The sequence below is a fragment of the Candidatus Zixiibacteriota bacterium genome (genome assembly GCA_036480375.1).
Lineage (GTDB): Bacteria > Zixibacteria > MSB-5A5 > GN15 > JAAZOE01 > JAZGGI01.
The window spans coordinates 53,848-66,898 of record JAZGGI010000047.1; the positions used below are offsets into that span (position 1 = coordinate 53,848).

The 13,051-nt window shown below is 44.4% G+C and carries 11 protein-coding genes; 8 read left to right on the forward strand and 3 right to left on the reverse strand.

Features of this window, described 5'->3' with window-relative positions; genetic code table 11:
* The first annotated feature begins 66 nt into the window (after positions 1-66).
* Genes V3V99_13970 through V3V99_13980 form a run of 3 tightly spaced genes read left to right on the forward strand, consistent with a single transcriptional unit; the run spans position 67 to position 4,881 of the window.
* Positions 67-834 (forward strand): ABC transporter ATP-binding protein, encoded by a 768-nt coding sequence (locus tag V3V99_13970; protein MEE9443765.1) that lies wholly within the window; start codon positions 67-69, stop codon positions 832-834.
* Positions 831-3,515 carry a Gldg family protein gene (locus tag V3V99_13975; GenBank protein MEE9443766.1) on the forward strand — a complete coding sequence of 895 codons (2,685 nt, stop codon included), beginning with the start codon at positions 831-833 and terminating at the stop codon, positions 3,513-3,515. Before V3V99_13970 ends, V3V99_13975 begins: the two co-directional genes overlap by 4 nt.
* A 4-nt stretch (positions 3,516-3,519) precedes the next feature.
* A complete protein-coding gene (locus V3V99_13980; GenBank protein ID MEE9443767.1) occupies positions 3,520-4,881 on the forward strand; it encodes a DUF4340 domain-containing protein in 1,362 nt (453 codons plus the stop codon).
* A gap of 61 nt (positions 4,882-4,942) precedes the next feature.
* On the opposite strand, the gene V3V99_13985 is transcribed toward V3V99_13980, so the two are convergent.
* The 3 genes from V3V99_13985 to V3V99_13995 form a co-directional block, all read right to left on the reverse strand.
* Positions 4,943-5,566: a dockerin type I repeat-containing protein gene (locus V3V99_13985; GenBank protein MEE9443768.1), complete on the reverse strand. Its 624-nt coding sequence runs from the start codon at positions 5,564-5,566 to the stop codon at positions 4,943-4,945.
* 199 nt (positions 5,567-5,765) lie between these two features.
* Entirely contained in the window at positions 5,766-6,137 is a 372-nt protein-coding gene (locus V3V99_13990; GenBank protein MEE9443769.1) for a hypothetical protein, read from the reverse strand.
* 56 nt (positions 6,138-6,193) lie between these two features.
* On the reverse strand, positions 6,194-7,258 hold the full coding sequence (locus tag V3V99_13995) for a 4Fe-4S binding protein (protein ID MEE9443770.1): 1,065 nt from the start codon (positions 7,256-7,258) through the stop codon (positions 6,194-6,196).
* A gap of 313 nt (positions 7,259-7,571) precedes the next feature.
* On the opposite strand from V3V99_13995, the gene V3V99_14000 reads away from it, so the two are divergent.
* The 5 genes from V3V99_14000 to V3V99_14020 all read left to right on the forward strand — a co-directional run bounded on the left by V3V99_14000 (position 7,572) and on the right by V3V99_14020 (position 13,050).
* Complete coding sequence (locus tag V3V99_14000; protein MEE9443771.1) at positions 7,572-9,689, forward strand: dockerin type I repeat-containing protein; 2,118 nt, start codon at positions 7,572-7,574, stop codon at positions 9,687-9,689.
* 149 nt (positions 9,690-9,838) lie between these two features.
* Positions 9,839-10,516 (forward strand): HEAT repeat domain-containing protein, encoded by a 678-nt coding sequence (locus tag V3V99_14005; protein MEE9443772.1) that lies wholly within the window; start codon positions 9,839-9,841, stop codon positions 10,514-10,516.
* A 336-nt stretch (positions 10,517-10,852) separates the two neighbouring features.
* Positions 10,853-10,981, forward strand: coding sequence for a hypothetical protein (locus tag V3V99_14010; GenBank protein MEE9443773.1), 129 nt, complete (start codon positions 10,853-10,855; stop codon positions 10,979-10,981).
* 72 nt (positions 10,982-11,053) lie between these two features.
* Entirely contained in the window at positions 11,054-12,484 is a 1,431-nt protein-coding gene (gene trpE / locus V3V99_14015) for an anthranilate synthase component I (GenBank protein MEE9443774.1), read from the forward strand.
* Positions 12,484-13,050 carry an aminodeoxychorismate/anthranilate synthase component II gene (locus V3V99_14020; protein ID MEE9443775.1) on the forward strand — a complete coding sequence of 189 codons (567 nt, stop codon included), beginning with the start codon at positions 12,484-12,486 and terminating at the stop codon, positions 13,048-13,050. Before trpE ends, V3V99_14020 begins: the two co-directional genes overlap by 1 nt.
* Position 13,051 lies beyond the last annotated feature (1 nt).

Sequence of the window (13,051 nt, forward strand, 5' to 3'; positions counted from 1 at the left end):
CCAATCCTGACCGATACAAATTTAATTAGATAATTAACTGTTTGGATTCGTGTGTGAGGTAAATTGATGATAAACGGCAATGATAAACCAATGATTGAGGCGCGAAATCTATCCAAATACTTCGGAGAATTCGTGGCCATCAAGGATATTTCCTTCTCGATTCCAAAAGGACAAATTGTCGCCTTTTTGGGACCCAACGGAGCGGGAAAAACTACCACGATGAGGTTATTGACCGGGTTTATGCGTCCCAGTCAAGGTTCCGCTTTCATCTGCGGGCATGAAGTATCCGGAAATCGACTGGGAGCTTCTCGCTTTTTGGGTTACCTGCCGGAAAACGGCCCTCTCTATGAAAATATGACTCCGCTGGAACTATTACGATTTTTTGGAGAAGTTCGAGAGATGGAGGAGAAATATCTGAGTCAACGAATTGATACCCTGGTTGATCGCTGTGCACTGCAAACCGTGCTCGAAAAACCGATCGGAAAATTATCCCGGGGTTATCGACAGCGGGTCGGGCTGGCCCAGGTTCTTTTGCACGACCCGGATGTCCTGATTATGGACGAGCCAACAGCGGGCCTTGACCCCAATCAAATTCGCGATTTCAGGGATAATATTTCCGAGCTGGCCAATACTAAAACGATTTTACTTTCGACCCATATTCTTCAGGAAGTTGAAGCCGTTGCCGCCCGGGTACTGCTGGTGCATAACGGCCGACTCGTCTTCGATGGTTCTCCGGGAGATTTGAGAAAACAAAACTCCATGGAAGAATCGTTTTACAAAATGACAAATTATGGCCGTTCCTCAGAATTAAATACCGAGGGGGGTATGCTATGATGAAATTGAATCTGAACTGGCGAGTAATTTCTGTCATTAGTAAGCGAGATCTCAAACTGTATTTCAGCAGCCCGACCGGATATCTTTTTATAACGGTCTTTATTTTCCTGAGCGCCGCGGCAGCCTTCTGGCAGGAAAGATTTTTTGCCAATAATCTGGCCAATCTTGATCAATTGAATTCCATGTTCCCGTTCTTGCTGCTTTTATTTATTCCGGCGGTAACGATGAACGTCTGGGCCGAAGAGCGAAGGCAGGGCACAGATGAACTTCTTTTAACTCTGCCAGCCACAGATATCGAAATCGTGTTGGGCAAATATCTTTCGGTTCTGGGAATTTATTCAGCCTCACTTATTTTATCATTTAGCCATATCATCGTTTTGTTCTGGTTGGGTAGTCCTGATTTGGGATTGATGATTGTCAATTATTTCGGCTATTGGCTAATCGGAGCCGCCTTTTTGGGAATCGGGATGCTGGCCTCACTTCTCACCTCCAATGCGACAATCGGTTTTATTTTGGGAATGCTGTTCTGCTCGATATTTATTTTTATAGGCAGTCTCGAATGGCTCACCGGTGAATGGCTGCAAAGCATTTTGGGGCGTATTGCGATCGAGAGATATTTCAAGGATTTTGCCCGGGGCATTATCAGTTTTTCGGGATTATTTTATTTTATCGGTGTCACCGCGATAATGCTGTTTTTGAATGTCATTATTCTCGGAAAACGACACTGGCCCGCCACCGCCGGCGGTTATAAAATGTGGATTCATTATTTTATCCGCACTGTGGCTTTGACAATCGCGGTCTTTTCGTTTGTTGCGATCATCGTAACGATGGCGCTGCGAATCGATGCCACGGCCGAAGGACTGCATTCACTATCGGATACATCAAAACAACTATTAGAGGATTTACCGGAAGGCAGGCAGGTTCTTATTCAAGCTTATATCAGCCCCGAAGTCCCACGCAATTTTGTCGAACCGCGCGCCAATATCATCGGCAAACTGGAAGAAATCGCGGCCGTTAGTGGCGACCAGGTTCAAATTCTTATAAAAGATACTGAACCATTTTCCGAGGAAGCTCGTGAAGCCCGCGAAAAATTCAACATTTTCCCGCAGGAATCTTTTGTGAATGAAGGCGGCCGTTCCGGTAAAGCCCAGGTGTTTTTGGGCGTAGCCTTTACCTGCGGCGCGCGGGAGGAAGTTATTCCGTTTTTTGACGTTGGGCTGCCCGTTGAATACGAATTAATAAGAAGTATCCGATCGGTTGCTCAAAGTAACCGCAAGAAAATTGGGATTCTAAGCACCGGTGTGAAACTGTTTGGAGATTTTAATTACCAGACCGGACAGCAAGTACCTCCCTGGCCGGTAGTGGGAGAACTACGCAAGCAGTATGAAGTTCTCATGGTCAATCCGGAAGAATCGATCGAGCAGGAGATGGATGTTTTGATGGCGGTTATGCCTTCTACTTTGGGTCAGAAAGAATTAGATAATTTGAAGGATTATGTACAAACCGGTAAACCGACTGTTTTGTTGATCGATCCTATGCCGCTTATTGACATATCCCTCTCCCCCATCCTGCCCAGCGACGCTCAGGTTAGCATGTTCCAGCAAAACCAGCAGCAGAAACAACCCAAGGGAAACATGGAACAGTTCATGAAAGAAATCGGCGTCCCGTGGAAAATGTCTGAAGTAATTTGGGATGTGTATAACCCCCATCCCGATCTTTCGGTTCTGCAACAGGAAATTATTTTCATCGGCGAAGGGAATAAGAACAAAAGCGCTATCAACCAGGACAATCCGGTCAGCGCCGACTTACAGGAAGTAGTATTTATGTTTCCGGGATATCTCGAATATCCTCCTGAACCCAATCTGGTATTTGAACCACTTTTGCAAACTGGGTTGGTTTCCGGCGTTCATCACTGGTATAGTCTCGTTCAGCGCGGATTTTTCGGATTGACTCTTAACCAACGGCCCAGACGAATAGCGACACCCGACTTATATACCGTGGCCGCGCGTATATCGGGAACGACATCCGGCATTCAGAAAGAAAACGATCCGGAAAATAAATCCGGCAATTTGATAAATCTGCTGGTTATCGCGGATGTCGATTTTATCTCGCAACAGTTTTTTGAAATCCGCAATCGAGGTATTGCCAATCTCAATTTCGATAATATCAGCTTTTTCTTAAATAGTATCGATTACCTGGCCGACGACGAATCTTTCATCGAGCTGCGTAATCGGCGCGTTAAACATCGCACCCTCACCGCCGTTGAGGCCAAAACTCAGGAATTTATTACCCGACGTCTTGAAGAAGAACGCGAGGCTGAAGAAGAAGCGCGGCAGGCGCTTTCGGAAGCTCAACAAAGGCTTACTGAAAAAGTGACAGAAGTGCGCAATCGCACCGATGTCGATGAACAAACCAAACAAATCATGGCCCAGAATATGCAGGAAGTGGAAAACAAGAGGTTTGAGGCAATTCGAGCCAACATTGAGGCTAATCGTGACGCGACGATCGCTCGCAGTCAGGAAAACACCGAAATCGCTATCCGGGCTATTCAGGCCAACATAAAAACTCTGGCCGTGCTACTCCCGCCCGTCCCTATTTTTATCCTGGGAGTAATGATATTTATCCGGCGCCGACGCCGGGAGCATGAAGGAACTATTGCCGCGAGAAGATTGAGGAGTTAGCGCTATGAACGAAAATAAAACAACATTATGGTTCGCCGTTGCCGCCGCGGTACTTCTTATTATAGCCGTGATCGCCTCTCCCGATCGAATAACCCCCTCGGCGTTCCAGGATCAGGGTGAACCGTTCTTTCCGGATTTCAACGACCCCAACACTGCGGCCATCCTTGAAATAGTAGAATTCGATAATAATACAGAAACGGCTTTACCGTTTAAGGTGACATTTACCAAAAATCGGTGGAGTATCCCTTCCCATCATGATTACCCGGCTGATAATAAAGACCGTTTGGCTCGCATCGCTTCGGGAATTATCGGCATCACTAGGGACGATTTTCGTTCGGATAATATCGCCGATCATGAATCCTGCGGCGCTATCGATCCTCTGGATGAATCCAATTTGGCATCGTCGGGATACGGCACCCGGGTAACTATCAAAGATATTCACGACAATATCCTGGCCGATTTGATTATCGGTATTCCGGTTGAGGGCGGTCAGGGATTTAGGTTTGTGAGATTACCTGACGAGAAACGAGTGTATGCCGTCAAAACATCAATTGATATTTCAACCAAATTTGAGGATTGGATTGATACCGATCTTCTGCAGGTCGACAATAATAAAATCAACCGTTTGTCGCTTCATGATTATTCCATAGATGAGAGATCGGGCCGCCTGAACGAACATGATAAACTTATTCTCTATAAAAAAGACGATGACTGGACGGCGCGGGATATCGGATATGGGAAAAAGGTCGATTCGACCAAGTTAAGTGAATTGAAGACCGCGATTGATAATTTGAAAATTGTCGGAGTACGCCCCAAACCGGCCGGCCTTTCTCAAAACCTGAAAAAGATGAATCAGGAAGGGCAGGAAATAAATCGTGCGGACCTTATGAACCTTCAGGGTAAAGGATTTTATTTCACACGCGATGGCGAGCTCAAATCCAATGAAGGTGAATTGATCGTCAGAACCGATGAAGGCGTTGTTTATACTCTACGGTTCGGTGAAATTCTTTATGGTACGGGATTATCTGTTACCGCCGGAACCGAGGAAGGCGACACCGGTGAGGGAAGCGCCGAGAACAGATACCTTTTTATAACAACCGAATTTGATCAGTCGGCCTTTACCGAACCTCCCAAACCGAACAACACTGATTTTTTGACGATTGATGACAGTCTGTGGACAAATGCCGACCGTGAAAATAAAACCAAATATGACGTCCATGAAAAATGGCACAAGAATGTAACCGACGGCCGGATCCTAAGCGAAACTTTGAATGCTCGCTTCGCCGACTGGTATTATGTGATATCATCGGAGAGTTTCGACAAATTGAATCTGTCCCGAAAAGATCTGATAACCAATAAAGAATAAGTTTGCTAATGAGATAAATTTCTTGAAGACGAGAGAATTTTCACTATCGCCTGTTTTATTCTTACGGAAGATCAGGGGAAGTGTATATATAGAAATAGTAATTATAGGGCAGATTAACCCCCGTAACGCTCCGTACGTCCTTCGAAATTCCGATGCACATCATAATAGCAAATTCAAAGCGTGCGAGTTTGACAATCACTTTGTTGCCATCGCATTCAAATGTCCCCCCAAATCCGGGCCCTATGTCAATCGTCTCGGAGGAAATACTCTCGCAATCAACTTCGTCTGAAAATGTAATTATTATTGAATCTGTTATAAGCAATTCACGATCATCGGGATACAGGGAAATTACGCCAAACTCATATTCGCCGGTATCTCCAGGAGGTGGACCATTTCGGAAAATGTGGTTGATAATATACAATACATCGCCGACATTAACATGGCCGTCCAAATTGGCATCTCCCGCATAAAAAGGAGACGGCGCCTGGCCATCACGAAAAATAAAATTAATAAGATATATGGGATCGCCAACATTTATACGGCCATCAGAATTGGCATCGCCAATCGTATAATTTGCCTCAGCAATTTGAGGCATAAATACTAACGCCCATACCAAAACAGCAATAAATCCTAAAAATTCTGGCATGCCTGCCCGTAAACAGCGCAGGAATAAAGAATGAAACATGGCATCCTCCCGGCTAAATATCGAGTATATCTATAAAAAAGGCGTTAGAAGTATGACATATGATATATATATTACCGATATTAAAATGTCAAGCAATTAAACTTATAGCCGGGTTATTAGCATCGTTCTGATAAGGAATGATTTTTAGCGAATTTGTACAAATAATTAAATATTCGGTCGAATCAATCCCTAAATTTCTTCAAATTTTATTTGCCTGTAATTTTTCCTTTTTCCGATAAATCAATAAAAGGATAGACGTTATGACTAACAAAATGATAACGCCAAATGTAAATTTGACTTTATTGAATCCAACCACATATCCTTGAAAAACAGTTTGACCACCGGCCTGTTTGTGGGGCATAGAAAGATTGGAGATTGTATCTTTCACCAATCCGCACTCGTATAAATATATATAGCCATCCTCAAGTGAAGGCGGATTCCAGATGGGATAATATCCCATATTTCCATCATGTATCCCTTCACTAAAAGGCTTTTTACCGGCATAAAAGGGCGGAAATAAGATCATGATTATCAAGACTATTAACGCCAGGATTAGGATTATTTTTTGCATGCTCTCTTCCTCTTACTTGATGTTTATCGTTTTATCGAGGATTGATTTCTATCGTACTATATTTGCTTAGCGGATAATCCCCGACTCTGCAGGCGCATCTTTTCCCAGGCGGGAAAATTTTCTGGAGGATGTACAATCTCTTCTTCCGGTTTCGGTTCCAATCGAGCCGCGTCTTCGGGACAACCGGTCACGCACAGACCGCATCCGATACATTTTTCGCGGATTACAAAAGAAATGTCTTCACGAGTTTCAATCGCGCCAATCTGACATCTCTCCTGGCAAGTACCGCAATCGGCGCACAAATCGGGATCAATCACGGCATAATAATTGGCATATGCCACCGATTTTTCAACTCCCCATTCGGTAATCCCCCGCAAAATAGCGCAGCAGCAGCCGCAGCAATTGCAGATATATCCAATTCCCGAAGCGATATTACTTACGGTATGGACTAGCCCGGCTTCTTCAGCCTCGTCCAGAAGTTTGAGAGCTTCACTTTGAGTTATGGCATCGTATCCGGGAGGCATTTTGGTCAGGTTAAAAACCAGACAATTATGAACCGGACGGTCACAGGCGTGTTCCAGTTGAGCTCGCTGAACACGGCAAATGCAATCGTGCGTAGCGAATGATTTGGCTTCCTGAAGGATTTTCTTCACGTCATCGTATGGCAAAACCCATTCGCCGTGAATGGCGCCCCGAACTGGAATAACACGATGCAGGGCCGGATCGTATTTCATTATCCCGGCCGCTCCTCCATCGGCCAGATATTCATCGACTAGGCCGGCTAATTCCTCATCCATATTGTCAAGCTGCGATTCATATAATCCGACTACGAAAGGCGCCAGTCTGAATTTCAACATATCCGGAGTTTTCTCAAACCAGATTAACCCACGTTTGGCCATACTTATAAGATTCTCTGACGTAACTTCAGACGGCAAAGATGCCCTCTTCGCGATTTCTGAGGCGGGCTCCATATCAATTGTCAGATACGAAGCCAATAACGCTTCATCCGAGGTAAATATCTTTTTAAGAAGCGGTATCTCGACGTTGGAAGGCGTCCGCGGAAAACCATTGGGAAGCCGGTCCAGCGCTACGGCCAATTTTTCATATATGGCATCTGTCATAATCGCTCCCTCACTAAAAATTCCCTCAACGAATCCAAGGAACGATTATTTAAGCGAAATGTCAAATGACTATTTTTGGATGCCAAAGTGTTTGACTTTTAACGTAAAATGTATATCTTCATATAAGATGACGGGTGGAATTAGCGGGTCGGCATTTATAAAATACAAATCTTATATTTGATTTTGCAGTAACAACAGTAATTCATCCCGGGGGCGGGGGGATTATCCGTTGAATAAATTATAGCATTGTAACTCATTTGCGAATTTGGGATATTTTATCGCTATGGGTTTATTTAAATTTCGGGGAGGTTATATGAAAGACAAGGCTAATGTATTTATTATTACGATGACAGTTATATGTTGCGGTATTTTGATGCTGTTATTGGTGCCTGATGTAAGCACCGAAAATGTTCCGACGGCAAATACTATCATAGGGAAAATCCCTCGATTAATCGATAACGAGAAGAGATTAATGGGAGAGGATTTGTTACCGGGGGAAAAATCTTTATCACCGGATAATATGTCTTATTGTGAGTATCAGGCATATTATTGCAATATGTATTATTACTGGCCTATTCCCAATGCGTACGGCGACGATTTTTTTAATATGCGGTTTACTGCGCCTGATGTTTGCACTCTTGTCTCGATTCATATGAAGTTTTATGAATACGGCAGTACTAATGATTCCGTAAACGGAATTAATGTGCTAATTTGGGATAACGATGAATACGGATTTCCGGGAGACACAATTGATATTATTCATGTTCCGGGATCTGATATTATTTGGTTTCCAAATTGGACAACGATTACTCCATCCGAGCCAATAATTATTTCCGGAGATTTCCACGTCGGATATACAGTCGTTGATCAGGTAAATGACACGATATCAATAACGTCAGACGACGGTTCCTGCGGAACTGGGCGCTCATATGAATATTGGAATAATGTATGGGGCACAATGTTGGGTGATTGGGCAAACGATGTAAACTTTTGTATTGTTATCAATTATTGTTGCCCCGATACGAACGAGGTGCCTTATGTTACCAATCACCCAGAGTTATTACAACGTAGTTTTTGTTCCAATATGTATTATGATTATTTTGGTGAAGACCCGGAGGGAGACGAGATATATTTTGAACTAATCTCCGGACCGGGAACGATGATTGATTCTACCGGTGAATGGATATGGGAACCCGGACCTGAAGATATCGGGACTCACTATATAACCTACCAGGTATGTGATCCGACCGGATGCTCGGAAGAACTAATTACCGAAGTTATCATAGATAATTACCCCCCCGATATGATAAGTAATTGCGATATAAGTATTGAGGCCGAGGCCGGCGATCATATACTGCATATATTTACGGCTATCGGTCCGGAACGTTGTGATAATGTCATCTATACAGTAGTCGGCCCCGGAGACATTGACTCTGTTACGGGAGTTTACGATTGGTACACAGCGCCGTCAGATTTGGGTATGTATGAAGTTATGGTAACGGTTCAGGATATTTTTGGGCAAAGCACTGACTGCGGAATATTAATAAATCTGACTGAAGCCGTAGTTTGCGGAGATGCCAATGGAGATGGCACTACAAATGTCGGCGATGCCGTTTTTATTATAAATCATGTCTTCAAAGGTGGCCCGCCACCCGAGCCGTTATATGCCGGTGATGCCAATGATGATGGTTTCGTTAATGTCGGTGATGCCGTGTATGTCATTAATTATGTTTTTAAAGGCGGCACTGCGCCATGTACAGATGAAACTCCGGTTTGTTGTAATGCCCCAGCCTGTTCACCCAACCCGGCCGTACCTGTTACTTACACGAAAATACCCAGCAAAGTCGCAAATTGCGGCGGTGATTTCGGACTATGGGAAGGACATCCGGTAACAGCTGAATATGACGCTTGCTGTCTTGACGGAGATAATTGGGAGATGCGAGTTAAAAAATGTCTATCAAATTACTCTATTTCGGTCTGTACTCAGGGGAAGACCGATATAACCGGTGTTGGTGCTGTTCCGAATCTGGCGACATGCAAATTAGTCGTGGCCGATTTAGCATTTACGGGAGCCCCTGCTCCTACCGGTCGCCCTACAAGAGCCACCTATACTTCGACTAGTGCAACCCTGGCTCATGAACAAGTGCATCAGGCTGAATGGAAAGCGGCTTTTGACGCACAATGGATAGCGGATGAACCCAAAATTGAGACCCTGACCACCGCATGCATTATACCGGAGGTTGATACCCCAGCGGAAGCCGTTGCCAAAATGAAAGCCGCCGCTGACGCTCTGGTAAAGGCCGCTGATGCCGCCGCATGGGCCAATACGCCTAATCATGGCCCTCCGGATACCAGCGGAGCTTATCCCGCACATAAGGTAAATCATAATGCTTTGATAGCGGCTCTTAAGGCGGCATTTCCGGGATGTTAAGGAAAGAGAATATAATATTCCGGCTTAATGCGAAGTTTTCTAAATCGTATAGGGTGGTTTCTATAATCACCCTATATTTAATTTTTATAGTGATTCCCACATACGCAGATGTTCCTCGGCGGCCAAGTATTGAAGATTATCTGCTGCAAATGGGTTATGAACCTACTCAAGAAAGTCTGACCAGGGCATTTAATAGCGGAGATGCATGGGCTCAAATTTATTCTTTAATGTGGCTTCAGGAAAACAACGATTCTGCATTTTTGGATATGATTCCTTCATTATTAAAGTCCAGTTCAATTAAGGTTCAACTCGAGACCGCCAAACTTCTATCGCAATTTGATCGTAGCGACGGAATTGAATGGCTGCAAAAATGGGAAAATATAGATATTAACTGGGAATCTCCCTACGTCGATACTGCCAATGCCTTATTGGACGCCGCCAGCGCGTTGGCCAAAAAGGGCGATGAAAGACTGGCCAAATTTATTCTCCCGGCTCTGAACCATAAATTTTGGGCCATCCGAATTCATGCTGCCCGCGCGTTGGGAGATTTTAGAAATAATGAAAAGCCGGAATTGAAAGCAATTTGGATTGCTTCTGTCGATGTCGCCCTGGAAGCTTTGAATAACAGTACCGTTCGTGAAGATTTTGTCGAGCTTTATCTGACTTGGCTGGTAAACAGCCTTTTCGAGCAAGAAAGTATATCTCAGGAAATAACCGCTAAGTTTGTAGAATTAGCTTCAATGGAACATCCGGTAATTTGCCGTACGTTTGGCGTAAGAATTTACCAGGAAGATATTCCATGTGAAGAAAAGGATGCAGAAAAGTAAAAATTACTCTGACCTTGACCTGTCTGTTCAGGAATTGAACACCAAAAGCACGGCAAAATTAATCCTGAAAATTTATTTATTGATTTACAACAAGTTACAAAATTTTCCTTGACAAATTCTTTATCTCTGATATAATAAGTGCAAGGAGTTTGTGAGAACAATGAATCAGATCTCGAAATATTCGACTTCATACGGTTTTTACTTCGGTCGCTATTGGTGGTGGCATTATACCACCGGCCGATAGTGGATTCGTTGTTGTTTTAGATTCCCCCCAAAAGAAGAAACAAGGCGAGCCCACTATCAAAACGATGGTGGGTTTCTTTTTAGGGCAGAAAAATGAAGCAATTGACAGACAAGAATAACATATCAAACGAAGTTATCAATCAGGATACCTTCTGTTTTGGCTATTCCTACAGCTATTACTGGTGGTGGTATACCACTTTGCCTGATAGTGGAAGCGAATAGCTAATTAGAAAAAGCATTCCAGCCCGCTATCAGCCGATGATAGCGGGCTTTTTTTGTGTAAGGATTGGAAAAATGGTTGAACACACGAAATTGAAAATTTTGTCGCGAGAAATGCCGGCCGATCTGGAAACGCCCGTCTCGGCGTTTCTAAAGCTCCAAACCATTGGAGCGAAAATTCTTTTGGAGAGCGTTGAGAGCGCAACCAGACTTGGCCGTTACTCCTTTATCGGGATGAAGCCGGAATCAAGAATTACCGTTTATGATAATCGTATTTCCCTTCAAAACGGAACCAAAAGCGAATCATTATTATATACCGAGCCTGATGCTCCCTTAAGTGGACTGCGTTCAATTCTCAATCGCTTTTCGGTAGAAGAGATTGACGACCGTCCTCCCTTGCTCGGGGGAGCGGTTGGGTTTATCAGCTATGATTTCATTCGCTTTTTTGAAAACATTCCCAATTACTCCGGCGACACCCTCCATCTGCCTCCGGCAATGCTGTACCTAATAGATACTCTCCTGGTTTTCGATCATGTCCGGAGAAACATAAAAGTCCTGAGTCTGACGACGGGGGATAAAGATTCTGCCGCCGCGAAAAAGATCGATAGCGTTATCAATACCCTGCGTTCTCCTTTGATTCATCCATCCGGCAATGGAAATATTACCTCGAGCAAAAAACCTGCCTCGAATTTTACGCAAGATGATTTTTGCCGGGCAGTCACCGAAGTGCAAAAACATATTATAGCCGGGGATGTTTATCAACAGGTTATTTCCCAGAGATTGGAAGGCGAAACTGAGGCCGATCCGTTTATGATTTACCGGGCGCTGCGAATGCTTAATCCCTCGCCCTATATGTACTTTTTGGATTTTGATGATATCAAACTGATCGGTTCTTCTCCCGAGGCTTTAGTCAGACTGGAAAATGATATCGCGACGGTACGTCCCATCGCCGGTACTCGCCCCCGTGGAAATACTCCCGAAGAGGATGATAAAATGGCGGTTGAATTATTTAATGATGCCAAGGAACGCGCCGAACATGTTATGCTGGTTGATCTGGGGCGTAATGATTTGGGACGTTGCTGTCGCATCGGTTCGGTCAATGTCACCGAATTTATGAATATCGAACGTTATTCGCATGTCATGCACATGACCTCCAATGTTACCGGGAAATTGAAGGAGGATATGGATCAATTTGATCTCTTCAAAGCCGCCTTCCCTGCCGGAACCGTGACCGGCGCGCCCAAAATCAAATCGATGGAATTAATCGAGAATATTGAAACCACCCGGCGCGGTCCATATGCCGGCGCGGTAGGATATTTTAGCCTCTCGGGCGATATGGATTGGTGCATTAATATCAGGACAATTCTGATGAAAGACAAAAAATATTACCTCCAGGCCGGCGCCGGAATCGTTGCCGATTCAATTCCGGAAATGGAGTATCTGGAGACCAAAAACAAAATCGCCGCCCTCCAAAAAGCGATTGAAAACGCGGAAGGAGGTATCTGATGATTTTGATTATCGACAATTACGATTCATTCACCTACAACCTGGTGCAGTATATCGGGGAATTAGGCAAGGAATGTCATGTTGCCCGCAATAATGAAATCACCCTGGAGCAGGCAATCAATCTCAATCCGACCCACCTGGTTATATCCCCGGGACCGGGACGACCCCGGGATGCCGGAATTTCCCTTGAGATGATAAAGTACTTCTCGGATAAAATTCCCATCCTCGGAGTTTGCCTCGGGCATCAATGTCTCGCGGAGGCGTTCGGGGGAAATATTGATAACGCCGAAATTCTAATGCATGGTAAAATATCCAATGTTTATCACACCGGCGATGGACTGTTCCTGGGAGTTCCATCTCCTTTTGAGGCAACCCGGTATCATTCATTGATTGTCCGTGAGGAGTCTCTGCCCGACTGTTTACACGTCACTGCTCATACCGATGATGGTGAGATTATGGCCGTTCGTCTTTTAGATAAGCCTGTGGTGGGTGTACAATTTCATCCGGAATCGATTCTTACCACTCACGGTAAAAACCTGATATCAAATTTTCTCAGCGCGAGGTAAT

What these genes read in the sequence shown, in the direction of transcription:
- V3V99_13970 (MEE9443765.1), top strand. Translation starts at nt 67, where the DNA reads ATGATAAACGGCAATGATAAACCAATGATTGAGGCGCGAAATCTATCC.
- V3V99_13975 (MEE9443766.1), top strand. Translation starts at nt 831, where the DNA reads ATGATGAAATTGAATCTGAACTGGCGAGTAATTTCTGTCATTAGTAAG.
- V3V99_13980 (MEE9443767.1), top strand. Translation starts at nt 3,520, where the DNA reads ATGAACGAAAATAAAACAACATTATGGTTCGCCGTTGCCGCCGCGGTA.
- V3V99_13985 (MEE9443768.1), bottom strand. Translation starts at nt 5,566, where the DNA reads ATGTTTCATTCTTTATTCCTGCGCTGTTTACGGGCAGGCATGCCAGAA.
- V3V99_13990 (MEE9443769.1), bottom strand. Translation starts at nt 6,137, where the DNA reads ATGCAAAAAATAATCCTAATCCTGGCGTTAATAGTCTTGATAATCATG.
- V3V99_13995 (MEE9443770.1), bottom strand. Translation starts at nt 7,258, where the DNA reads ATGACAGATGCCATATATGAAAAATTGGCCGTAGCGCTGGACCGGCTT.
- V3V99_14000 (MEE9443771.1), top strand. Translation starts at nt 7,572, where the DNA reads ATGAAAGACAAGGCTAATGTATTTATTATTACGATGACAGTTATATGT.
- V3V99_14005 (MEE9443772.1), top strand. Translation starts at nt 9,839, where the DNA reads ATGGGTTATGAACCTACTCAAGAAAGTCTGACCAGGGCATTTAATAGC.
- V3V99_14010 (MEE9443773.1), top strand. Translation starts at nt 10,853, where the DNA reads ATGAAGCAATTGACAGACAAGAATAACATATCAAACGAAGTTATCAAT.
- trpE (MEE9443774.1), top strand. Translation starts at nt 11,054, where the DNA reads ATGGTTGAACACACGAAATTGAAAATTTTGTCGCGAGAAATGCCGGCC.
- V3V99_14020 (MEE9443775.1), top strand. Translation starts at nt 12,484, where the DNA reads ATGATTTTGATTATCGACAATTACGATTCATTCACCTACAACCTGGTG.